This is a genomic window from Cobetia sp. 1AS1, from assembly GCF_029846435.1.
Lineage (GTDB): Bacteria > Pseudomonadota > Gammaproteobacteria > Pseudomonadales > Halomonadaceae > Cobetia > Cobetia amphilecti.
In genome coordinates, this window is record NZ_JARWKU010000010.1 from 50496 (window position 1) to 74671 (window position 24176).

Annotated in this window: 18 protein-coding genes; 10 read left to right on the forward strand and 8 right to left on the reverse strand. The window is 63.4% G+C overall.

The window, feature by feature from the left end:
• Positions 1-6 precede the first annotated feature (6 nt).
• Positions 7-720 (reverse strand): beta-ketoacyl synthase chain length factor, encoded by a 714-nt coding sequence (locus QD280_RS14745; RefSeq protein ID WP_279839843.1) that lies wholly within the window; start codon positions 718-720, stop codon positions 7-9.
• A 331-nt stretch (positions 721-1051) separates the two neighbouring features.
• On the opposite strand from QD280_RS14745, the gene QD280_RS14750 reads away from it, so the two are divergent.
• The gene (locus QD280_RS14750) at positions 1052-2593 is read left to right on the forward strand and encodes a TrkH family potassium uptake protein (RefSeq protein WP_279839844.1); all 1542 of its coding nucleotides are present in this window, start codon (positions 1052-1054) and stop codon (positions 2591-2593) included.
• Positions 2594-2682: 89 nt separating this feature from the next.
• On the opposite strand, the gene QD280_RS14755 is transcribed toward QD280_RS14750, so the two are convergent.
• Together QD280_RS14755 and QD280_RS14760 are read right to left on the reverse strand one after the other, a co-directional pair.
• Positions 2683-3951, reverse strand: coding sequence for a 1-acyl-sn-glycerol-3-phosphate acyltransferase (locus QD280_RS14755; protein ID WP_279839845.1), 1269 nt, complete (start codon positions 3949-3951; stop codon positions 2683-2685).
• A gap of 62 nt (positions 3952-4013) precedes the next feature.
• Positions 4014-4934 carry a recombination-associated protein RdgC gene (locus QD280_RS14760; RefSeq protein ID WP_279839846.1) on the reverse strand — a complete coding sequence of 307 codons (921 nt, stop codon included), beginning with the start codon at positions 4932-4934 and terminating at the stop codon, positions 4014-4016.
• Between the two features lie 391 nt (positions 4935-5325).
• Between QD280_RS14760 and QD280_RS14765 the strand changes: the two genes are divergently transcribed.
• The 8 genes from QD280_RS14765 (at position 5326) to rpsA (ending at position 17436) form a co-directional block, all read left to right on the forward strand.
• Positions 5326-6405, forward strand: coding sequence for a YHYH protein (locus QD280_RS14765; protein ID WP_279839847.1), 1080 nt, complete (start codon positions 5326-5328; stop codon positions 6403-6405).
• Between the two features lie 131 nt (positions 6406-6536).
• Entirely contained in the window at positions 6537-7103 is a 567-nt protein-coding gene (locus QD280_RS14770; RefSeq protein WP_279839848.1) for a thioesterase family protein, read from the forward strand.
• A 247-nt stretch (positions 7104-7350) separates the two neighbouring features.
• Entirely contained in the window at positions 7351-10128 is a 2778-nt protein-coding gene (gene gyrA, locus QD280_RS14775; RefSeq protein WP_279839849.1) for a DNA gyrase subunit A, read from the forward strand.
• 58 nt (positions 10129-10186) lie between these two features.
• Positions 10187-11281, forward strand: a complete 1095-nt coding sequence (gene serC / locus QD280_RS14780; RefSeq protein ID WP_054555590.1) for a 3-phosphoserine/phosphohydroxythreonine transaminase — start codon at positions 10187-10189, stop codon at positions 11279-11281.
• A gap of 13 nt (positions 11282-11294) precedes the next feature.
• Entirely contained in the window at positions 11295-12434 is a 1140-nt protein-coding gene (gene pheA / locus QD280_RS14785; RefSeq protein WP_052384256.1) for a prephenate dehydratase, read from the forward strand.
• 68 nt (positions 12435-12502) lie between these two features.
• Positions 12503-14734, forward strand: coding sequence for a bifunctional prephenate dehydrogenase/3-phosphoshikimate 1-carboxyvinyltransferase (locus QD280_RS14790; RefSeq protein WP_131433164.1), 2232 nt, complete (start codon positions 12503-12505; stop codon positions 14732-14734).
• On the forward strand, positions 14731-15450 hold the full coding sequence (gene cmk, locus QD280_RS14795; protein ID WP_192837493.1) for a (d)CMP kinase: 720 nt from the start codon (positions 14731-14733) through the stop codon (positions 15448-15450). Before QD280_RS14790 ends, cmk begins: the two co-directional genes overlap by 4 nt.
• A 306-nt stretch (positions 15451-15756) precedes the next feature.
• The gene (gene rpsA / locus QD280_RS14800) at positions 15757-17436 is read left to right on the forward strand and encodes a 30S ribosomal protein S1 (protein WP_043331442.1); all 1680 of its coding nucleotides are present in this window, start codon (positions 15757-15759) and stop codon (positions 17434-17436) included.
• A 255-nt stretch (positions 17437-17691) separates the two neighbouring features.
• Here rpsA and QD280_RS14805 read toward each other — a convergent pair whose 3' ends face one another.
• From QD280_RS14805 to QD280_RS14825, 5 genes are all read right to left on the reverse strand, one after another.
• Positions 17692-17895, reverse strand: coding sequence for a hypothetical protein (locus QD280_RS14805; protein WP_043331440.1), 204 nt, complete (start codon positions 17893-17895; stop codon positions 17692-17694).
• Positions 17896-18384: 489 nt separating this feature from the next.
• Positions 18385-19203, reverse strand: a complete 819-nt coding sequence (locus QD280_RS14810) for an RNA methyltransferase (protein WP_192837494.1) — start codon at positions 19201-19203, stop codon at positions 18385-18387.
• Between the two features lie 353 nt (positions 19204-19556).
• Positions 19557-21203 carry a chaperonin GroEL gene (gene groL / locus QD280_RS14815; RefSeq protein WP_192837495.1) on the reverse strand — a complete coding sequence of 549 codons (1647 nt, stop codon included), beginning with the start codon at positions 21201-21203 and terminating at the stop codon, positions 19557-19559.
• A 57-nt stretch (positions 21204-21260) separates the two neighbouring features.
• Positions 21261-21554 (reverse strand): co-chaperone GroES, encoded by a 294-nt coding sequence (locus tag QD280_RS14820; protein WP_043331438.1) that lies wholly within the window; start codon positions 21552-21554, stop codon positions 21261-21263.
• 627 nt (positions 21555-22181) lie between these two features.
• Entirely contained in the window at positions 22182-22745 is a 564-nt protein-coding gene (locus tag QD280_RS14825; protein WP_192837496.1) for an FxsA family protein, read from the reverse strand.
• Between the two features lie 602 nt (positions 22746-23347).
• Between QD280_RS14825 and QD280_RS14830 the strand changes: the two genes are divergently transcribed.
• Complete coding sequence (locus tag QD280_RS14830) at positions 23348-24109, forward strand: SDR family oxidoreductase (protein ID WP_153636394.1); 762 nt, start codon at positions 23348-23350, stop codon at positions 24107-24109.
• Positions 24110-24176: the final 67 nt, after the last annotated feature.

The window sequence follows — 24176 nt, forward strand, 5'->3', positions numbered from 1 at the left end:
GCGGCATCAGTCTGCTTGCGGCGTCGGTGAGGCGGCGTGAGCGCGGCTCAGCTGCCAGTGATGGCGACGACAGGCGAGCGTCTCAGCCCCGGCCTGCTCGAGCCAGGCGATGACCTCAAGCGGCGTCGGGGCGCTGTCCGTCAACGACTCGTCAGGCGTGGCGCTCAGTGTCCATGCGCTGTCATCGTCACTGCTGCGGCTCAGGCGCAGGGCGACGGCGCTGGCGCAGGCCGGGTAGTCACCGTGGTGCAGGAAGGCCTCCGGCGCGGCGATGTCGGAAAACAGCACGATGACGTCCTCGCGCTCGCTCAGATAGCCGAGCGCCTCGCTCATCAGCGCCTCGAATTCGTTGCCGCAGGCGGCGAGGGCTTCCAGCGGCTGATGGGACTTGCCGGTGATCGAGTACATGCCCAGCACGGCGTTGTGCACCGAGAGCGAGAAGCGTGCCGGTGACAGGGCTTCGTCGGACTGGGTGGCGGCATCCAGCAGGGCGAGAATCTTGCCGGTATCGCCATGGCGCGAGGCATGGATGATGGGCAGGTCGGCGTCAGGGTCGAGCGCGAACAGCAGCTTGCAGCAGGCCTGGCCGACCGGGCTGAGTCGGCGACGCTGCATGGCCGGGACTTGCTCGGCACGCGGGGAGGGGGTGATATCTACGCGGCTGTCGTGGGCGGTGCGGGTCGCACTCGCCTGCCAGGCTCGCCAATCAGTCAGACGCATGAGGTTCTTGTCCGTGAACGCATCGTTGCCATATTGGGGTCTCAGTGTACCGCACAGGGGTTGGGCAGCCCAACCGGACTCAGGCGTGTTGGCACTGAGCAGGCGGCGTGGCTACGCGTGTCGTTGGCAGGATAGCAGCTTGCAGGGCGGTACAAGGCGCCTGACGTGAGGTGTTGGGGCGTGATGTCCTGCGGCGGGTCACCGCTGTGGCGGCGCTGGACAGCGGCGGAAGAGGGTGTAAGGTATCGCCGCACTGAGACTGGCGCCCGGGGCGTCATGGGGTAAAACGCTGAGGACGCACAATGATGACTGTCATCAACAGGTCGGTGGCATGAAGGGTGGCTCGCGGGACCTGCTGCGTAGACGGGCTCACGCAGGGCAGGCGACCCGAGCGCACTCGCAGGCGCTGGTTCGCCTTCTTTCGCTCTCGGAATGGTTGCCGGTCATCCGGGTACTCGGCCTGCTGCTGTGCGTGGTGGCCTTGATGATGCTGGCGCCCTTGCTGGTGTTGCTCGGCGAAGCGGATGCGGATGCCAGCGCCTTCCTGATCTCGCTGGGCATCACGCTCGGCTCGGCGGCCATCATGCTGACGGTATCGCGCAAGGTGGAGCTGCAGCTCAAGCCGCGTGCGATGTTCGTGCTGACGACGCTGAGCTGGGTGCTGGTGTCGGCCTACTCGAGCCTGCCGTTGATCTTCGGTGCCACCCACCTGGGCGTGACCGATGCCGTGTTCGAATCGGTGTCGGCGATCACCACCACCGGCTCGACCGTGCTGTCTGACATCGAAGGGCTCTCGGATGGCCTCAAGCTGTGGCGCGGCCTGATGCAGTGGGTCGGCGGCATCGGCATCATCGTGATGGCGATCGCGATCCTGCCGTTTCTGAAGGTCGGCGGCATGCGCCTGTTCCAGACCGAATCCTCGGACTGGTCCGACAAGGTGCTGCCGCGTGCCGGTGGCGTGGCCAAGGCCATCGGGCTGGTCTATGTCGGGCTGACCTTGCTGGCCATCGTCTGTTACTGGCTCGGTGGCATGCACTGGCTGGATGCGCTGGTGCATGGCATGACGTCGCTGGCCACCGGCGGCTTCTCCAATTACGACAGCTCGATGGGCGTCTATTCTGACCGGCCCCATCTGCTGTGGATGGCGTCGGCTTTCATGTTGCTGGGGGCGCTGCCCTTCGTGCTGTTCATCCGCGCCTGGCAGGACCAGGCCGGCGTCTTGTGGCGTGATGCCCAGGTACGCGGCTTCCTGCGGCTGCTGGGGTGGGTGATCGCCTTGCTGACGCTGTATCGCGTCGTCAATGGCGAGGCCATCTTCACGGCGCTGACCCAGGTGACCTTCAATGTCATCTCGGTGGTGACCACCACCGGCTACGCCAGCGATGACTACAGTGCCTGGGGGCCCTTTGCGGTGGTGGCCTTCTTCTATCTGACCTTCGTCGGCGGCTGCAGCGGCTCGACCAGCGGCGGCATGAAGATCTTCCGCCTGCAGATCGGCCTGATCATGCTCGGCAACCATCTGCGCTCGCTGATCCATGCCAATGGCGTCTTCTCGCAGCGCTACAACGGCCGCGCGCTGCCCGATGAGGTGGTGCGCGCCGTGATCGCCTTCTCGTTCTTCTTCTTCATCACCATCGGTGGCCTGGCGCTGGCGCTGTCGTTCATCGGGCTGGACCTGATCACCGCGGTGACCGGCGCCGCCACGGCCGTCACCAACGTCGGCCCGGGACTTGGCGAGATCATCGGCCCGGCGGGCAACTTCTCGAGCCTGCCGGACAGTGCCAAGTGGTTGCTGTGCATCGGCATGCTGATGGGGCGTCTCGAGATATTGACCGTGCTGGTGCTGTTCTCGCCCAGCTTCTGGCGCAAGTAGTGGCCCACGAAAAAGCCACCGTCGATTGACGGTGGCTTTTTCGTGGCTTTGGTTGTGCCAAGCGCGGGGGCGATGTGTCTTGCGCCGTCTTACTGCGCGACCTTCTCGCCGTCCGTCGCCTCGGCGGCATCGAGCTTCTCATCGAGGTCGATGGAGAGCCCTTCGCGGTTGAGAATCGGGTTGGCGTATTGCACCAGCCACCAGTCCTTGAGCTCTGCGGGCACCTCTGCGAGGCGGTTCTCGAAGGTGGCGCGCTCGGCACCGCTGATGGCCGAGACATCCAGCGCCGAGGCCAGGCGCGGCTCCTCACGCAGCTGCGGGCGGCTGGCGGCCAGCTTCTCGAGTGCCAGCTGATGGCTCGGATAGAGGGTGTAGTAGGCCAGCACCTGGCGGTCGACTTCCTTCACCACGTCTTCCGGGGTCTCGAAGTCGCCCTTGAGCGGCTTGCCGAACACCAGCTTGACGCGCCCCTTGTGGCCGCTGATGCCCGCCGCAATGGACTTGATGTCCTCGTACTGCACCTTCTCGTAACGGCCTTCATTGGCGACGGCCGCCAGCTCACGCGCCTTCTGCAGGTCACAGGGGTCGAACTCGTAGCTGATCGACACCGGCACGATGTTGAGCTCGCTGACCGCCTCGCTGAACGGACGCGTCTTGTCGGCGGTGCGCGCCGCCATGGTCAGCATCTTGATGATGGCGCTCTCGGTGCCATCACGGCCATCCTTGGCGCGCCCTTCACGCTGGGCCAGCCAGATGGAGTGCTGGTCGTGGGTCAGCGAGTGGCGGATATAGCCCGACAGCGACTGGTAGGCGGCCAGCATCGCGCGCTTGCCCTTGGCGGAGCGCGGCACGATGAAGCTCTTGTTGAGGCGCATCAGGTCGGTGACGAAGGGTTTCTGCAGCAGGTTGTCACCGATGGCGATGCGCACCGTGTCACGCCCGTGACGATAGAGGGCGTAGTTGACGAAGGCCGGGTCCAGCGAGATGTCGCGATGGTTGGACAGGAACAGATATGGCGTGTCCGGGGACAGACGCTCCAGTCCCACCGTCTCGAAGCTGGTGGTGGTGGTGTGGATCATGCGCGCCATGTAGACGGCGATGCGGCTCTGGAAACTGGCAACGTCCTTGACGCCAATCATCTCGCGCTTGATGGCCAGGCGCGCGATCTGGCGTGCCAGCCACGGGAAGCGCTGGGTCAGGCCCGGCAGGCGGAAGCGAGTCAGGGTGTCGAGCAGCTCGCGGTCCTGCTCCAGGCGTACCAGCACCTCCGCTACCTCGTCGTCGTGGTAGGGGCGAATATCGGCGAACGGGTCCTGTTCGCTGGTCGTGGCAGGCTTGGGTGTTGCAGTGTCAGTCATCGACGCACGTCATCCGGGTTTGTCATTCTGAAAAAAGAGAAGGTCGGCAGCGGGCCGAAGGCTCAGCTGGCGGGCTGGGCTTCACCACCCAGCCAGGCGGTCATCTGCTCGATCACGCCGGACAGCACCTGGGCCATCAGCGCGAAGTCGGTCTCCAGACGCAGGATGGGATCTTCGCCGTCATCCTGGGCGTTGGCTTCATCGACCACGGCATCGGCGAACTTGAGGCTCTTGAGCGCCATGTCCTCACCGAGCACCAGCGCGACGCGGCCATCGACTTCCAGCGCCAGCTTGCTGACCACACGGCCCAGATTCAGCGCCGTCTGGATTTCCTCGCCGTCGAGATCGAACTGGCGCGCACGCAGCACGCCATCTTCGCCGCCCGGCGCCTTGAGTTCGACCTGGTCACCGACGATCAGGTCTTCCGGACGTGAGTTGACATCCTTCAGCCAGGTGGTCATCACCTGGGAAGGCGGTTGCGCAACGGCCAGCGGCGTGACCTTGAGCGTACCCAGTGTCTGGCGTAGCAGGTCCAGCACTTCCTCGGCGCGCTTGGCATTCGAGGCGTTGACGGCGATCAGGCCGCGCCGGCTGTCCCACCACAGGTCGGTGCGCGAGGAGCGCGTGAAGGCGCGCGGCAGCAGCTCCTCGTAGATCTGCTCCTTGAGGGTCAGCTTCTCGCGGCGACGCAGCGGACGGCCTTCGGCCGTCTCGCGCTCGGCCACGCGCTCCTCGAGTTCTTCCTTGACCACGGCGGAGGGCAGTACGCGCTCCTGGCGCAGGGCGCTGATCAGGAAATGGCCCTGAATCTCGTGTACCAGCAGGTCGCTGTTGCGACCGCCCGGTGCCACCCAGCCGATACGCTTGGCTTCGACGCCGGTGACCGGGCGGAAGACATGCTCCGGCAGGGCGTCGGCGAGACGACCCTCTTCCAGCGGTGCGCTATCGTGCAGGCGATACAGTTGCAGGTTCTTGAACCACATGCGACCAGTCCTTGAGTCCGGTGAACGGGGGCTGCCCGTCTGAATGGCGCATATTATGGCGAAACTCATGCGGCGGGTCATCCGCCGTGGACGTGACCCTGCGTCACACTGCGGTTGCCGACCATCTCGCGTGAGCGCAAAGACATACTGTATGCACGCTGTGGCGCTAGTCTTGAGTCGAACTGGCGGTGCGCGGTCTGGCGGTTTGCGGTATCGGCCGACAGAAATCGACCAGCAGGCATCGACCAGCAGGGGTCGACCTGTAGGCATAGACCATCAGACTTGAGACGCGGAGGGCGGCAGAGTGATCGACGACGTTGTTGTAGAGACTGCTGTGGGGACTGCTGAGGAGATGGTTGTGGAGGCTTTTGTGAAGAGCAGAGCTTCGGGCGTGAGCGCGCTGAAACGGACACGACCACTGACGCTGACGGCGCTGTCCCTGCTGCTGTTCGGCTGCAATGGGGAGCATGACGCCCACGACAAGACGGCCAGCGCGGCCGAGACCAGTGCAACGGTCACGAAAGAGGCAGCCGCTGACGGCGAATCTGCCCCGGCGGCGGTCGGGCTGGAGCCTAGGATGTTTGCCGAGGGCGCGATCGTCGGTGAGGTCGAGACCGTCGACTGCACCCTGAGCGGCGGCACGCAGACGGCCTGCTATCAGTTCCGTGTGGCCGGTGCGCCCGCGGACCCGCAAACCTCGCCGGAGGGGCCTTTCTGCCCGCCCAATATCCACTCCGGTGAGGAGGAAGGCGGCACCTGGATGGATGGCGAGGGCACTCTCTATCAGGTGGACGGTGAGTTCATCAAGAATCTGGCCACTCTCTACAAGGACAAGGAGTGGCAGATGTACGACGTCAACACGGGCGAGATCACCGTGATCGACGGCGCACGTGGTTGCGAGGTGGCGGGGAACCCGAACCCCATCGAAGGTTTCGACAACTTCTGTCTCGAGTGTCCGCTGGATGAGCTGGGCGGTGGCATCGAGAAGACTGTCGTGATTCCCAAGGTGCCGGTGCCGGCCGCCGAGCCGACCTCGCTTGCCGGCCGCTCCAACACCGGCGTGGCGCTCAATGGCGTGCTGTTCGGCCCGCCGGCGCCGCTGGAGCTGATCCTGAGCTCTCACACCCTGGGGGTGCTCGATGATTGTGGCGCGCATGCCAATCCACATGAGGGCTATCACTATCACACCGCCACTGGCTGCTCCGAGATCGGCATTCAGGAAGATGGCCATTCGCCGATGATCGGCTATGCGCTGGATGGCTATGCCATCTATGCCAGAGAGGACAAGGACGGCAACATCCCCGCTGACCTGGATGAGTGTGGCGGCGAGACGGACCCGGTGCGTGGCTATCACTATCACGCCTCCGCGCCGGGGGTTAACCAGATCTTCGGCTGCTTCATGGGCGAGAAGGGGCACTTCCTCGACGATGAGGGCGGCGAGAGGCCGCCGCAGGGTCCGCCCGGCGAGTAGCCGCCTTGCCGGGATGGCGAGCAGGGCAGGCGTCATCATTCAGCCAAGCGTTTGTTTTTCTGTCCGTCACCGGCATAAGATCAGCTGACGATGGCCACGCGGCGCGATCGTTTCACGGACGGGAGGCAGGGATGCAACACGACAGCAATCCACCGCAGGCAGCGGACGGCACTTACACAGATGTCGGCACTCGCACAGACGTCGGCACTCGCACAGACGTCGGCACTCACACAGACGCCGGCAATCACGCAGGCCTCGTCAGTCGCACGACCCTGACGGTGCGTGGCTACCATCTGGATGGCTATGGGCACGTCAACAATGCCCGCTATCTGGAGTTCTATGAGGAGGGGCGCTGGGAGTTCATGCTCGCGCATCTCGATCTGGCCGCACTCAAGCGCGAAGGCATCGCGATGGTAGCGGTCAACCTCAACCTGGATTGGCACTATCCCGCCACCGTGCATGATGAGCTGGTCATCACCACGCGGCTGTCAGAGCTCGGGCGCCGCAAGATGATCATGCGCCAGGAGATCCACCTGGGTGAGCGGCGCATGGGTGAGGTGCATCCGCGTTCCGGGGCGCTGGTCTCCAGGGCGGATTTCACCTTCGTGCTGATGAATACCGACACCGGTCGCGCCATGCCGCTGGACGGCGAGATCGGCGCGCTGCTGGGCGCGTTGGTCAGTGAGGAAACGGCCTGATCGCCGTCAGCGGCGAGGCATGAGCCAGCAAGCCGCGCACATTGACGGCCGTACTACCGTACTGAGGTGTCCTTGCGGCGTCGTGTGAGCTGCTAGGCGCGCTCGCAAGTGATATAATGCCGCCACTTCGGTGCCGCGGAGCTGGCACCCCGTGTCTGCTTCACGCCACTGCCGCGCTGCAGTACCGACGGAGCATGCGTCGTTGCTGCAGTGGCGCCAACAGTTGAGTTCAAGGATTTGACGAATCATGGGTGAGATCGCCAGAGAGATACTGCCAGTCAACATCGAGGACGAGCTCAAGCAGTCGTATCTCGATTACGCGATGAGCGTCATCATCGGGCGTGCCTTGCCGGATGTTCGCGATGGCCTCAAACCGGTTCACCGTCGCGTACTGTTCGCGATGCACGAGCTGAACAATGACTGGAACAAGGCCTACAAGAAATCTGCCCGTGTCGTCGGCGATGTGATCGGTAAATACCACCCGCACGGTGACAGTGCGGTCTACGACACCATCGTCCGCATGGCCCAGCACTTCTCCATGCGTTATGTGCTGGTGGATGGTCAGGGCAACTTCGGTTCCATCGATGGCGACAGCGCCGCGGCGATGCGTTACACCGAGGTGCGCATGGCGCGCCTGGCGCACGAGCTGCTGGCCGACCTCGAGAAGGACACCGTCGATTGGGTCGACAACTATGACGGCACCGAGCGCATTCCTGCCGTGCTGCCGACCAAGACCCCGAACCTGCTGGTCAATGGCTCCTCCGGTATCGCCGTGGGCATGGCCACCAACATCCCGCCCCACAACATGGGCGAGGTCATCGACGGCTGTCTGGCGCTGATCGACAACGGCGATCTGACCATCGATGAGCTGATGGAATTCATTCCGGGGCCGGACTTCCCGACCGCCGGTATCATCAACGGCCGTGCCGGCATCCTCGATGCCTACCGCACCGGTCGTGGTCGTATCTACGTGCGTGCCGTGCATACCATCGAGCACAACGACAAGAACGGCCGTGATCACATCATCATCACCGAGCTTCCCTACCAGGTGAACAAGGCGCGTCTGATCGAGAAGATCGCCGAACTGGTCAAGGACAAGAAGATCGAGGGCATCGCCGAGCTGCGTGACGAGTCCGACAAGGACGGTCTGCGCGTGGTCATCGAGACCAAGCGTGGCGAGTCCGGTGAAGTGGTCGTCAACAATCTCTTCTCCCAGACCCAGCTCGAGACCGTGTTCGGCATCAACATGGTCGCACTGCACGAAGGTCAGCCGAAGATCCTGAATCTCAAGCAGATTCTGGAATCCTTCGTGCGTCACCGTCGTGAAGTCGTCACCCGCCGCACCCTGTTCGAGCTCAAGAAGGCGCGTGAACGTGGCCACATTCTTGAAGGTCTGGCGGTGGCGATCTCGAACATCGATGAGGTGATCGAGCTGATCAAGGGCTCGCCGAGCGCGGCGGAAGCCAAGGAAAAGCTGATCGATCGCGAATGGCAGCCGGGCCAGGTGGTCGAGATGCTCGAGCGCGCCGGTGCCACTTCCTGCCGTCCGGAAGATCTGCCGGAAGGTCTGGGGCTGTCTGAAGACGCCAAGCACTACCGTCTGTCGCCGGCCCAGGCTCAGGCCATCCTCGAGCTGCGTCTGCATCGCCTGACCGGTCTCGAGACCGAGAAGCTGCTGGCCGAGTACTCCTCCATCCTCGAGCGCATCGCCGAGCTGATGGAGATCCTGTCCTCTGCCGACCGCCTGATGGAAGTCATCCGCGAAGAGCTGCGCGAAGTGCGCGCCCAGTACGCCGATGAGCGCCGCACCGAGATCATGACCAGCCGTCGTGACCTGACCATCGAAGACCTCATCAACGAGGAAGACATGGTGGTGACGGTCTCGCGCAGTGGCTATGCCAAGACCCAGCCGCTGTCTGACTACCAGGCCCAGAAGCGTGGTGGCCGCGGCAAGTCCGCCACCTCGATGAAGGACGAGGATGTCATCGAGCACCTGCTGGTCGCCTCGACCCACGACACCGTGCTGCTGTTCTCCAACAAGGGCAAGGTGTACTGGCTCAAGGTCTACGAGATGCCGCAGGCGTCACGTGGCTCGCGCGGCAAGCCGCTGGTCAACCTGATTCCGCTGGACGACGGCGAGTGGGTCACCACCATCCTGCCGGTGCGCGATTACGCCGCTGACAGCTACATCTTCTTCGCTACCGCCAACGGCACGGTCAAGCGCACCGCGCTGAGCCAGTTCTCGCGTCCGCGCAGTGTCGGCCTGATCGCGCTGGACATCGAGGAAGGTGACCGCCTGATCGGTGCCGACATCACGTCTGGCTCAGACCACGTCATGCTGGTGTCCTCCAACGGGAAGGCGATCCGCTTCGAAGAGCAGAACGTGCGCGTGATGGGCCGTACCGCCCGTGGTGTGCGCGGCATGCGTCTGCTCGACGATGCACAGGTCATCAGCCTGATCATTCCGCGCACCACCGCGATCGATGACAATGAGATCGAGGTCGATGACGCCGCGGACGCGACGGCGGAAGGCGTCGAGAGCGCTGATGTGGCGGCCACCGAGGGCGCGTCGGAAGACAGCGTCGCCAGCGGTGAGGTGCCGCAGTGCTACATCCTGACCGCGTCCGCCAATGGCTTCGGCAAGCGCACGCGCCTGGAAGAGTTCCCGCTGCGTGGCCGTGGTGGCCAGGGCGTGATCGCGATGCAGACCAGCGAGCGCAACGGTGATCTGGTCAGCGCGGTGCAGGTCAGCGACAACGACGAACTGATGCTGATCACCGACCGTGGCACCCTGGTACGTACCCGCGTCGCCGAGGTGTCCACCACCTCGCGCAACACTCAGGGCGTGACCTTGATCCGCACCGCGGAAGAGGAGCGTCTGGTGACGACGGTGCGTGTCGACGAGCCGGAAGAGGTCGTCGTGGTGCAGGATGAGCTGGACGAAGAGGCGCTGAGCACCGACGAACAGGTGCAGGCGGGAGATGACGCCGAGTCGACGGATACCCCGCCGACAGACGCGGAATAAGACGCTGGATTGCGACCGCCTTCGGGGCGGTCGCTTCACTTTCGGGAAATAAGACGACATGACACGCAAGTTCAACTTCTGCGCCGGTCCTGCTGCACTGCCGACCGCTGTCCTGGAGCGCGCCCGCGCCGAGATGCTGGATTATCAGGGCCGCGGACTGTCCGTCATGGAGATGAGTCATCGCTCCGACGAATTCGTGGCCATCGCCGAGAAGGCCGAGGCGGACCTGCGCGAACTGCTCGAGATTCCGTCCAACTATCGCGTGTTGTTCATGCAGGGTGGCGCCTCGACCCAGTTTGCGGGTGTGCCGCTGAACCTGCTGGGCGCGGGTGGCAGTGCCAACTATCTGTATACCGGTATCTGGGGCAAGAAGGCGATCAAGGAAGCCGAGCATCTGGCGGTGGGCAGCCACGTGGCGGCCTCCAGCGAGAGCAATGGCCTGATCGCCGTGCCGCGCCAGAACGCGATCCAGCTCTCGGGCGATGTGGGTTATCTGCACTACACCGCCAACGAGACCATCGGCGGCCTCGAGTTCGACTACATCCCCGAGGTGGCAGCGGATGGCGTGCCGCTGGTGTGTGACATGTCGTCTTCCATCCTGTCTGGCCCGCTGGATGTCAGCCGTTTCGGCGTCATCTATGCCGGCGCCCAGAAGAACATCGGTCCGGCGGGTCTGACGCTGGTCATCGTGCGCGAAGACCTGCTCGATCGCGCCCGCAAGGACTGCCCGACCATGCTGAACTGGAAGACGGCCGCCGAGGCCAATTCCATGTTCAACACGCCGCCGACCTACGCCTGGTATCTCTCCGGGCTGGTGTTCGAGTGGCTCAAGGATGAGGTCGGTGGCCTCGCCGCCATGAACGCGATCAATGATCGCAAGGCGCAGGCACTCTACGCTGCCATCGATGGCAGCGACTTCTATTCCAACCCGATCGTCACCGAGAACCGCTCACGCATGAACGTGCCGTTCGTGCTGGCCGATGACCGTCTCGACAAGACCTTCCTCGCCGAGTCCGAAGCGGCGGGTCTCTTGAATCTGGCCGGTCACCGCAGCGTCGGTGGCATGCGTGCCAGCCTCTACAACGCCGTGCCGGAAGCTGCCGTCACTGCGCTGGTGGACTTCATGGGCGACTTCGCGCGCCGTCACGGCTAAGGGAGGAGGTGAGATGTCGGATTCCAAGGAAAGCCCTGCGCCGCAGGCGGCGGGCAAGGCGGTGACACTGGACGACCTGCGTCAGCGCATCGACGCCATCGACAACGAGCTGCTGAACCTGATCAGCGAGCGTGCGGGCTGCGCGCAGCAGGTCGCCGAGGTCAAGCTGGCGGCCGGTGACGTGGGCGAGGATGGCCAGGTGCAGTTCTACCGTCCGGAGCGCGAAGCCCAGGTGTTGCGTCGCATCATGGCCAACAACCCCGGCCCGCTGAAAGGCGAGGAGATGGCGCGTCTGTTCCGCGAGATCATGTCCGCCTGTCTGGCGCTGGAACAGCCGATCCGTCTGGCCTATCTCGGCCCGGAAGGCACCTTCACCCAGCAGGCCGCGCTCAAGCACTTCGGTGACAGCGCCGTGACCAAGCCGATGGCCGCCATCGACGAGGTGTTCCGCGAGGTGGAAGCGGGTGCGGTGCAGTACGGTGTGGTGCCGGTGGAGAATTCCACCGAGGGCGTCATCAACCACACGCTGGATTCGTTCATGGGCTCGCAGCTCAAGATCTCCGGCGAAGTGGTGCTGCGCATTCATCATCACCTGCTGGTGGGCCCGAATACGCGTCGCGAGAAGATCTCACGCATCTATTCCCACGCCCAGTCGCTGGCCCAGTGCCGCAAGTGGCTGGATGCCCACTTCCCGCACGCCGAGCGCATCGCGGTGTCCTCGAATGCCGAGGCCGCGCGTCAGGTGCGCACCGAGTGGCACAGTGCGGCGATTGCCGGTGACATGGCGGCCAAGCTCTATGAGCTGGAGAAGGTCGAGGAGAAGATCGAGGACAGCCCCGACAACTCCACGCGCTTCCTGATCATCGGTGACAGCTCGGTGCCGGCGTCCGGCGATGACAAGACCTCCATCGTGGTGGCGATGCGCAACCAGCCGGGGGCACTGCACGACCTGCTGGCGCCGTTCCACCGTCACCAGATCGACCTGACCCGCGTCGAGACGCGTCCGTCACGCTCCGGTGCCTGGAACTACGTCTTCTTCATCGACTTCCGTGGCCACCGCGATGACCCGCTCATCACGGCGACGCTGGAAGAGCTGCGCCAGTGCGCGGCGGACGTCAAGGTGCTCGGGTCCTACCCGGTCGGTGTGCTGTGAGCGAGGTTGACCACACGCGCCATGCTGAGCCGTCAGACCTGTTGTCCTCGCTGCCGTCAGCGGAGCGCCTGGCCGGTGAGCGGCGTATCCTGCTGGTCGGGCTGGGCTTGATCGGTGGCTCGCTGGCCGCGGCATTGCGCGCGGCGGGCCATCGCGGCGAGATTCTCGCCTGTGATCGTGACTCCAACGAGATCTGCCTCGGTCAGCGCATGGGGCTGATCGACGGTGGCAGCACGCAACTGGCGGCGCTGGTGCCGGGTGCCTCGCTGATCGTGCTGTGCGTGCCGGTGATGGCGATGCAGAGCGTGATGGCCGAACTGGCGCCGTTGCTGGATGATGACGCCGTCATCACCGATGTCGGCAGCACCAAGGGCGCGATCCGCGATGCGGCGCTCGGCGTCTTCGGTCGCATGCCGCCGAATCTGGTGCTCGGTCACCCGATCGCCGGGTCCGAGAAGAGCGGTGTCGCGGCGTCCAATCCCGAGCTCTATCGCGATCACAAGGTGATCCTGACGCCGGAGCCGGACAGCGATGCCGAGGCCGTGGCGCGCGTGGCGGCCATGTGGTCGGTATGTGGTGCCCAGCTTCTGAGCATGAGCGTGGCGCGGCACGACGAAGTGCTGGCGCGCACCAGCCACCTGCCGCACCTGCTGGCGTTCTCGCTGGTCGACAGCCTGGCGCGCCAGGATGAGCGGTTGGAGATCTTCCGCTACGCGGCGGGCGGTTTCCGTGATTTTACGCGCATCGCGGGCAGTGACCCGGTGATGTGGCGCGACGTCTATCTGGCCAACCGCGATGCGGTGCTGGAGGCGTTGGATGAATTCGAGGCCGGGGTAGCGCGGGTGCGCGCTGCCGTGACCGCGGGCGATGGTGAGGCGATGCTGGGGATATTCACCCGCGCAAGCCACGCCCGACACTACTTCAATACCCTCTTGAAACAGACGAGTTATCAGACCATGGAACAGCAGAACGTGCGGTACCGTGCACTGCCGGGTGGGCAGGTTCAGGGGCGCATTCGTGTGCCGGGCGACAAGTCCATGTCGCATCGCTCCATCATGCTGGGCGCATTGGCGACCGGCGTGACCGAAGTCGAAGGCTTCCTGGAAGGGGAAGACAGCCTGGCCACGCTGCAGGCCTTCCGCGACATGGGTGTGGTCATCGAAGGCCCGCATCAGGGGCGTGTCACCATTCACGGTGTGGGTCTCAACGGCCTGAAGCAGCCGCCGGGCCCGCTGTATGTCGGCAACTCCGGCACCGCGATGCGCCTGTTCGCCGGTCTGCTGGCCGGTCAGGCCTTCGACACCGAGCTGACTGGTGATGCCTCGCTGACCAAGCGTCCGATGGACCGCGTCGCCAATCCGCTGCGCGAGATGGGCGCGGTGATCGATACCGCAGACAACGGCCGTCCGCCGCTGCGTATCCACGGTGGTCAGCCGCTCAAGGGCATCCGTTACGAGATGCCGATGGCGTCCGCTCAGGTCAAGTCGTGCCTGCTGCTGGCCGGTCTCTACGCCGAAGGCGAGACACGTGCCATCGAGCCGGCGCCGACGCGTGACCACACCGAGCGCATGCTCAATGGCTTCGGTTACAAGGTCGAGCGTCAGGGTGCCGAGGCGTGGCTGAACGGTGGCGGCAGCCTCGAAGCCTGCCCGATCGACGTGCCGGCCGACATCTCCTCCGCGACCTTCTTCCTGGTCGCCGCGGCCATCACGCCGGGCTCCGATCTGGTGCTGGAGCACGTCGGCATCAACCCGACGCGCATCGGCGTGATCAACATCCTCAAGGCGATGGGGGCCGACCTGAGCGTCTCCAATGAGCGCGAAGTCGGCGGCGAGCCGGTGGCAGACCTGCACATCCGCTATGCGCCGCTCAAGGGCATCGACATTCCGGAAGACCAGGTGCCGCTGGCCATCGACGAATTCCCGGCACTGTTCATCGCCGCCGCCAACGCCGAGGGCATGACCCGTCTGCGTGGCGCCGAGGAACTGCGCGTCAAGGAATCCGATCGCATCCAGGTGATGGCGGACGGTCTGGCGCAGATCGGCGTCGAGCACGAAGTGGTCGCGGACGGTATCGATATCCGTGGCGGCGCCTACGGTGGCGGTCTGGTCGACAGCCACGGCGATCACCGCATCGCGATGGCCTTCAGTGTCGCGGCGCTGCGCGCCCAGGGCGAGATCCTGATCGACGACTGCGCCAATGTCGCGACCTCCTTCCCGAACTTCGTGGCGCTGGCCGCTGAAGTCGGCATGCAGGTCGAGAACCTCGGTGCCGTGGCACCCGGCCAGGAGGCTTCATGAGCGGGGAAGCGACACCTCATCACAGCCAGATCTGCGACGCGCCGGTGTTGACCCTTGATGGCCCCGGCGGGGCAGGCAAGGGCACCATCAGTCGTCTGGTCGCGGCGAACCTGGGCTGGCATCTGCTGGATTCCGGTGCGCTGTATCGCCTGACGGCACTGGCCGCCGAGCGTCATGGCGTGGCGCTGGAAGACGAGGACGCCGTGGCGACCATCGCCGAGCACCTCGATGTGCAGTTTGACGCCGAAGGCGACGCCACCAGTGTGATTCTGGAAGGCGAGGACGTCACCCGTGACATCCGTCTCGAGTCGGTCGGCAACAATGCCTCCATCATCGCGGCCCAGCCGCGCGTACGGACTGCACTGCTGGCGCGCCAGCGTGCCTTTGCGCGTGCGCCGGGCCTGGTGGCCGATGGTCGCGACATGGGCACGGTGGTCTTCACCGGTGCGCCGCTCAAGATCTTCCTGACGGCAAGCGCCGAGGAACGTGCGCGTCGTCGTCATGCCCAGTTGCAGGAAGCGGGTGTCGATGCTAATATTTCGAGCCTTTTGACAGAAATACAGGCGCGCGATGCGCGTGACATGGGCCGGGCAGTCGCCCCGCTCAAGCCTGCAGACGACGGCGTGATCCTCGATACGACGGATCTCGACATCGACCAGGTGATCGAACGCATCCAGCAGCTGCTGGTCGAATACGGCCTGGTAGCGGCGCGCTGAGACTCGAGTCTCAGCCTGTAAGTCGTCAGAAAAACGGATTGATCGCCTGCTGTTGCAATACGGCCTCAGGGTCGGGCAGCAGCGGGTTTCGCTCGCTTCGCGAGTGATGATGCAGAACCCAGATGACACCGAGGTGTCATCAACCCCCCGGCAAGGTGTCATGGGGTGCATCGGCGGCAAGCGGAAAGCCGGTGTATCTCGAACCAGCGTCAACGCCCCCGGGGATATGTAGATATGGCCCGTGCTTGCTGGTGGTACGGAGACTGCGGTGCAAGCCGCCCCAAACGTTGATCATGTAGGAATACCATGAGCGAGAGCTTTGCTGATTTATTTGAACAGTCACTCCAGGACATCAACATGGAGCCGGGCGCAATCGTGTCCGCTACCATCGTGGATATCGATGGCGACTGGATCACTGTCAATGCCGGTCTGAAGTCTGAAGGTCAGATTCCGTCTGAACAGTTCCGTGACGAAAGTGGCCAGCTGTCCATCAGCATCGGCGACGAAGTCATGGTTGCACTGGAAGCCGTGGAAGATGGCTTCGGTGAGACCCGCCTGTCCCGCGAGAAGGCCAAGCGTGCCGAAGCGTGGAAAGAGCTGGAAGCCGCCTTCGAGAAAGACGAGATCGTCAAGGGCGTGATCAACGGCAAGGTCAAAGGTGGCTTTACCGTCGACATCAACACCATCCGTGCCTTCCTGCCGGGTTCTCTGGTCGATGTCCGCCCTGTGCGCGACACCGCCCACCTCGAGAACAAGGAACTGGACTTCAAGGTCATCAAGCTCGACGCCAAGCGCAACAACGTTGTCGTGTCTCGTCGTGCCGTCCTCGAAGCCGAGAACAGCGCTGAGCGTGAAGCCCTCCTGGCCACTCTGCAGGAAGGTCAGCAGATTCAGGGTATCGTCAAGAACCTGACCGACTACGGCGCCTTCGTCGACCTCGGCGGCGTTGACGGCCTGCTGCACATCACCGACATGGCATGGAAGCGCATCAAGCATCCGTCCGAGATCGTTGCTGTCGGCGACGAGATCAATGTCAAGGTGCTGAAGTTCGACCGCGAGCGCAACCGTGTGTCTCTGGGTCTCAAGCAGCTGGGCGAAGATCCGTGGGTCAACATCAAGGCTCGCTACCCGGAAGGCGCCAAGATCAACGCACGCGTCACCAACCTCACCGACTACGGCTGCTTCGCCGAGCTGGAAGAGGGCGTCGAAGGTCTGGTCCACGTGTCCGAAATGGATTGGACCAACAAGAACATCCACCCGTCCAAGGTCGTCAATGTCGGCGATGACGTGGAAGTGATGATTCTGGACATCGACGAAGAGCGTCGTCGTATCTCCCTGGGTATCAAGCAGTGCACCACCAACCCGTGGGAAGACTTCAGCGGCAAGCACAACAAGGGCGACCGTGTCTCCGGTACCATCAAGTCAATCACTGACTTCGGTATCTTCATCGGTCTGGAAGGCGGCATCGACGGCCTGGTTCACCTCTCCGACATTTCCTGGAACGAAGCTGGCGAAGAAGCCGTGCGTCGTTACAAGAAGGGCGAAGAAGCTGAAGCGGTCATCCTGTCCATCGATCCGGAACGTGAGCGCATCTCTCTGGGCGTCAAGCAGCTCGAGAGCGATCCGGTCTCCGAGTACCTGGCCGTCAACGACAAGGGCGCTATCGTGTCCGGTCGTGTTGTCGACATCGATGCCAAGGAAGTTCAGGTAGAGCTGGCGACTGACGTCATCGCTATCCTGAAGGCTTCTGAAATCAGCGCTGACCGTGTCGAAGACGCACGCAACGTCCTGAGCGTCGGCGATGCTGTCGAAGCCAAGATCGTCGGTGTGGATCGCAAGAGCCGCCTGATCAACCTGTCCGTCAAGTCCAAGGACCAGGTTGAAGCACCGCGTCGCGATGCTGCCAAGCCGCGTACCCAGGAAGTCGAGAGCAACGGCCCGACTACCATCGGTGATCTGATCAAGCAGCAGCTGGGTCAGGAGTGATCCCGAGACACTCCACCTCCTCGTGAGGTGGGGTGTCCGGATCCACGCTGAGGTGACATGCCTCTGGTAGTCACCTCGGCGTCTCCGAATCGGTATCCTGCATGAGGCGCATGTCATATGCGGGAACGAAAAAAACCGCCACCCTTCGGGGTGGCGGTTTTTTCATGCCTGGTCGTTACGGGTGGCTGCTGGTCATTGTTGGTCGTTGCTTGTCATTACCAGTCGCCACCTGCCAACCACCTCATCTGGCGTCGTTCAGTGCGCTTGCGAGGCTGCGGGCTGACTTACCTTGGCCAGCAGTTGCATCTGGCGTAGCGAGATCGTGCAGTACAGGCTGCGGTAGAGCGTCGGTTCCTGCGTCGGGTCGGTCTTGAGCAGGCGAGCTTCCAGCTGGTGGATGTCGCTGGCCAGCTGTTCCGCGTCCGGGGTCTGAGTCTGTCGTGCGGCTGTCTGAGTCATGTAAAGGCGCTCCGTGAGTCCATGGTCGTGGATTGGATCAGGGTCGGCTCTTCTTGTGGGTGTCTCGAGGTGCGTCGCCACGCTGGCCTGTCATGACCCTTCGTGTGTTGGCGTGGCGGCGTCTCTGCCTGCTCTTGCGGCAGTTCTCGACCTGCATGGCAGGTCTCAAGGTCGCAAAGGAGCCTTTGCCTGACACTGCAGCCTTCGCGCGTGACTTCCTTGCTGGGCTGCAGCTACTGCATGAGTCTGTGCCGTATCTCTATGCCGGTATTTCTATACCGGTATTTCTGTACCCGTATTTCTATACCTAGGCTGTGTGACGGGTTCTGCGGTGCCTGACGTCTTGCCTATCAAGCATAGCGGAAGGTCTACAGTGCACCTTGATCCGTGTCAGAAGGATGACGTTGCGCTGACAGGCTGTTGCGAAGTGGCAAGTGCCAAGTAGCAACAGTCCGAGCCTCAGTACATGAAGGGACGGCCGTGCACGACTCAGGGCGCCTCGTGATCGCTCTGCTCGCTGCCTGTGCCAGCGTTCGCCGCTGCCGTCTGACGCTCAAGATTGGACAGCATGCCACGCAGGATGGAGAGCTCGCGACGTGTCGGCTCGGCACGCGCGAACAGGGCGCGCAGCCGCTCTTCGGTCTGGGAGTGGGGTTGGTTGAGGAAGCCGGAGCCCTGCAGGGCGCGACCGAGATGCTCATGGAAGTAGCCGAGCTGTTCGCGGGTCGGCAGCTGATCATCCTCACGGCGCGCGACAGGCGCCTCCTGAGGCTTGTCGAGCGTCAGGCGCCATGCACTGCGGCACTCGTGCGCCAGCACCTGGACGGCCTGTGAGACGTTGAGGATGCCGTAGTCCGGGTTGGTGGGGATCGATACCTGATGCGTGCAGCAGGCGATCTCCTCGTTGGTCAGTCCGAAGCGCTCGCGGCCGAATACCAGCGCCACCTTGCCATCGCGCGCGATATCCATGGCGTGCGCCGCCATCTCGCGTGGCTCATCGAAGTGGGGCAGCGGGACGCTGCGTAGACGAGCGCTGGCCCCGATGACCAGCTGGCAGTCATTGACGGCGTCTTCCAGGCGCTCGACCACGCGCGCGTTTTCCAGCAGCTCCGCGGCGCCGCTGGCCATGCGTGTCGCTTCCTCGTCGGGGAAGCAGCGCGGATTGACCAGCACCAGGTCCTTGATGCCCATGGTCAGAATGGCGCGAGCGGTGGCGCCGATATTGCCAGGGTGGAAGGTCTGCACCAGCACGACACGCACATTGTCGAGGGCGCTAGTGGTCGGGGAAGCGGCGGGGGTATCAGTCATGAGAAGGTCCTGGGCAAGCGAGGCGCGCGGCCTGAGCGGTTGGCGTCGTCGGTCGTGACCGTATGCATTTCAGCCTCAATACATCGTCAGCCTCGATGCACTGTCATCACCAGGCGCAATGTCTCGGGTCGCGGCAAAAAGTGGCGCCTAGTGTAGCGTGGTGAGCGGGAGGCGTCAGGTGCCGAGAGCCGCGGCGCTTACCGTATAAGGGCCGCGGCGTTCACTGTATGGGTCTCGCGCTGCTCACCGCACGGAACTCGCAGCGCTCGCCGAATGACAGGCATGAAAAAACCGCCCCTGCTTGCGCAGGAGCGGTTCGGGTCACGACGGGTGAGTCGTGGGGGGGGGCTGGCTTACATCATGCCGCCCATGCCACCCATGCCGCCCATACCACCCATGTCGCCGCCGGCAGCGGCCTTGTCTTCCGGATCTTCAGCGATCATGCATTCGGTGGTGATCATCAGACCGCCGATGGAGGCCGCAGACTGCAGTGCAGAACGGGTCACCTTGGCCGGGTCCAGCACGCCCATCTCGAACATGTCGCCGTAGACGCCGGTAGAGGCGTTGTAACCGTAGTTACCTTCGCCAGCCTTGACGTTGTTGAGCACGACAGAGGCTTCTTCACCGGCGTTGGTGACGATCTGACGCAGCGGCGCTTCCATGGCACGCAGTGCGATAGCGATACCGTGAGTCTGATCTTCGTTGTCGCCTTTCAGGTCGACCAGCTGACCCAGCACGCGAACCAGGGCAGTACCACCGCCAGGCACGACGCCTTCTTCGACGGCTGCACGAGTGGAGTGCAGGGCGTCTTCGACGCGAGCCTTCTTCTCTTTCATCTCGACTTCGGTGGCAGCACCGACGCGGATGACGGCAACGCCGCCGGCCAGCTTGGCGACACGTTCCTGCAGCTTCTCGCGGTCGTAATCAGAGGAGGTTTCCTCGATCTGAGCGCGGATCTGGGCAACGCGTGCTTCGATATCGCCTTCGTTGCCGGCGCCATCGATGATGGTGGTGTTTTCCTTGGACATGGTCACGCGCTTGGCGGTGCCCAGGTGGTCCAGGTTGGCCTGTTCGAGGTTGAGGCCGACTTCTTCGGAAATCACGGTGCCACCGGTCAGGACAGCGATGTCCTGCAGCATGGCCTTGCGACGGTCACCGAAGCCCGGTGCCTTGACGGCAGCGACCTTGACGATACCGCGCATGGTGTTGACGACCAGAGTCGCCAGCGCTTCGCCTTCGATGTCTTCGGCGATGATCGCCAGCGGCTTGCCGGACTTGGCAACGCCTTCCAGCACCGGCAGCAGTTCGCGGATGTTGGAGATCTTCTTGTCGACCAGCAGGATGTACGGGTCTTCGAGTTCGACCGCCATGGTGTCCTGGTTGGTGACGAAGTACGGAGACAGGTAACCGCGATCGAACTGCATGCCTTCGACCACTTCCAGCTCGTCTTCGAAGCCACGACCTTCATCGACGGTGATGACGCCTTCCTTGCCGACCTTCTCCATCGCTTCCGCGATGATCTCGCCGATGCGAGAGTCGCCATTGGCGGAGATGGTGCCGACCTGGGCGATGGCCTTGGTGTCGGTGCACGGCACGGACAGTTCACGCACGGCCTTGACGGCTTCGATGACGGCCTTGTCGATGCCGCGCTTCAGGTCCATCGGGTTCATGCCCGCGGTCACGCCTTTCAGGCCTTCGTTGACGATGGACTGAGCCAGCACGGTGGCGGTGGTGGTGCCGTCGCCAGCCACGTCAGAAGTCTTGGAAGCGACTTCCTTGACCATCTGGGCGCCCATGTTCTCGAAGCGATCCTTCAGCTCGATTTCCTTGGCGACGGAAACGCCGTCCTTGGTGACGGTCGGAGCGCCGAAGGATTTTTCCAGTACCACGTTACGGCCTTTCGGACCGAGGGTAGTCTTGACCGCGTCGGCCAGGACATTGACTCCACGCGCCATGCGCTTGCGTGCATCATCGGAGAAACGAACGTCTTTTGCAGCCATGTTTATCTCTACCTTTAATCAGTAAGTCGAAGCGTTGGAACCCGAAAAAGCTGAAACTCAGCCTTCCACCACGGCGAGGATGTCGCTCTCGCTCATGATCAGCACCTCTTCGCCGTCGATTTTCTGCTTCTCGACGCCGTAGCCATCCTTGAAGATCACGGTATCGCCGACTTTCACGTCCAGCGGGCGAACTTCACCGTTTTCGAGGATGCGACCGTTACCGGCAGCGAGAATCTCGCCACGGGTCGGCTTTTCCTGGGCGCTGCCGGGCAGAACGATGCCACCTGCAGTTTTCTGTTCTTCTTCCACGCGACGAACCACGACGCGATCGTGCAAGGGACGAATGTTCATTGCTCACGTTCTCCTGATGGTAAATCCCGCCAGCTCCCGTTCTTTGTCGGTGAGTCTGGCGTTCAATGGGGTTGCCTACCGAGTGTTGGGCCCCGCCGCTGGGGGCGTGGCCGTTATCCATTGCACCGCTTTTATGGTGGCGGGGGGACAGCTTTCAAGTAGGCGATCATAAAAAAATTTCAAATCGGTGCATCTTGTGCGTCGCATGAAAGCTACGCACCCTGGCTGCAGCCTCTCTTCCGCAAGGTTCCGCTAGATGAATCAACGGCTTGAGTGTATCCGAGCCATTCACCGTTGGCATATAGCTGGCAGCCTCCAGACGGTGTCCATTGGTACAAGACGCCAGAGGGTGATCAGCGGCCAGGGTGAGTCTTGTGCAAGGCGCAAGGGTTCGGGCGGGCAGCTCACAGAGCGCGAACTCTGCCAGTGACAGGCGGGCGGGTAGGGAAGGGGGGGTAGAGGCCAAGGCTGGACAGGGCAGCGTGATGGGGCCTGTGAGGCGAGATATCGCGAATGAAAAAGGCCCGGGACTGGTGTTCCAGTGCCGGGCCTATCGCTTTCAAACATGACTTTCAAACATGGTTCTCAAGCAGACGATTGCGCGTAGTGCTTGTGCGTGACAAGGCGCTAGAGGCGCGGCTCGTCACGGCTGATGTAATCGCCTTCCAGCGGCTCGCCGGTCTGCTGGCTGCTGCCTTGCTGCCCTGCATGGTTTTCACTTGCGTGCTGCTGATAGCCACCGCTGCGTGATGCGCTGTCAGCACGGGCGTCGGCTTCCCAGTCACCCGTGCGGGTGCTGCGCGAGGTTCCCGTAGCAGAGAAGCGGCCCTTGAAGAAGCGCGCGATCGTGCCATTGCCGCTCAGGCCGCGCGTCAACAGTCCCCGTGAGGCGGGGAGCAGGCACAGCAGGCCGAAGGCATCAGACAGAAAGCCCGGCGCCATCAACAGGGCGCCGCCGAAGATGAGTGCCGCGCCTTCCATCAGCTCGCCGGAAGGCATCTCGCCACGTTGCAGGCGTTCCTGGGCGCGCACCAGTGTCGCGCGACCTTCGCGGCGAATCAGATGCAGGCCGACGGCGCCGGTGATCAGCACCAGCGCCAGGGTCGGCAGCAGGCCGATCTGGCTGCCGAGGCTGAACAGCACCACGAAATCCAATAACCCGAACAGGGTAATCACTAACAGTATGGGCATCGTCTCTCCCGAAGCAGGTAAATGGCAGGTTGCGCCAATGCGTCAAGGGTAAACCAGCCGCCGGATGGGGAACAGTCGAATCGGGCTCATGAACGGGCCATGATCTGCTGATGAGCCGCTGATGGTCGGCGGCGTGGATGGCTGGCGCTGCAGGAGTAGCGGTGCCATGCTGAACGATGTTGCATGTTGCAGTGCACAATAGAGGGGTTAGACAGGGAGAGTTAGATAGAGAGAGCCGGCCAGGGAGGGTCGGACAGGCAGAGCCCAAGCGTCCGCAGGGGGCGGGCCGAGGCTCACTCATCAGCATTCTCTGCTTTCGCGCACGCTGTTGCTGGCGTGCGTTGACGCCGTCGGTGCGTTGCGTTGGCGGATCTCGCCTGCGTTGAGGCAGGACACGCCGCGATCTGTTGCACTGCATCATGAGAATTCACCGCGAGCTGGCAGCGGGCGTCATCCCGAGGCATTCTCTGTCACGATGACGCTCAATACTGAAGGACGCGGTGCGGGACACTCGACACATCGATCGTGACGCCCGTACGGCATGCGGGCCTCGCATCCGGCAGACGTTCCTCACTGCCGGCAGACAACCTGGGAGACGGGACATGAAGCTTGACGACAAGGTCATCGCGATTACGGGCGGCGCTCGTGGGCTGGGGTTGGCCATGGCGCGCTATCTGGGCGAGAAGGGAGCGGTACTGGCGCTGCTGGACATCGAACAGGACGGCCTGGATGACGCCGTCGCGAGTCTGGAGGCTGCAGGCATCAAGGCGCAGGGTTTCGTGACCAATGTCGCGGAAGAGGATTCCGTCACGGCGGCCTTCTCGGCCATCAAGAGCGCATTGGGACCGGTGAGCGGTCTGGTCAACAATGCCGGCATCACCCGCGATGGGCTGCTGATCAAGGCGCGTGATGGCGTGGTGGAGAAGACCATGTCGCTGTCCAGCTGGCAGCAGGTCATCGATGTCAATCTGACCGGTGTCTTCCTGTGCACGCGTGAAGCGGCCAGCCAGATGATCGAAGCCGGCCAGCCGGGCGTGATCGTCAATATCTCCAGCATCTCGCGCGCCGGCAACATGGGGCAGAGCAACTACACCGCCGCCAAGTCCGGTGTCGCGGCACTGAGCGTGACCTGGGCCAAGGAGCTGGCACGCTACAGGATTCGCGTCGGTGCCGTGGCGCCGGGCTTCATCGCCACCGAGATGACCGCCGGCATGAAGCCGGAGATGCTCGACAAGATCAAGAGTGGCATCCCGATGCGCGACCTGGGCCGCCCGGAAGATATCGCCAGCAGCGTGGCCTTCATCTTCGACAATGACTACTTCACCGGGCGAGTGATCGAATGTGATGGTGGTCTGCGCATCTGACCCGATGGCTGGCGTCAGCCGATGAGACCCAAGCCCCCGCGATGGCAGCATCGTGGGGGCTTTCTCT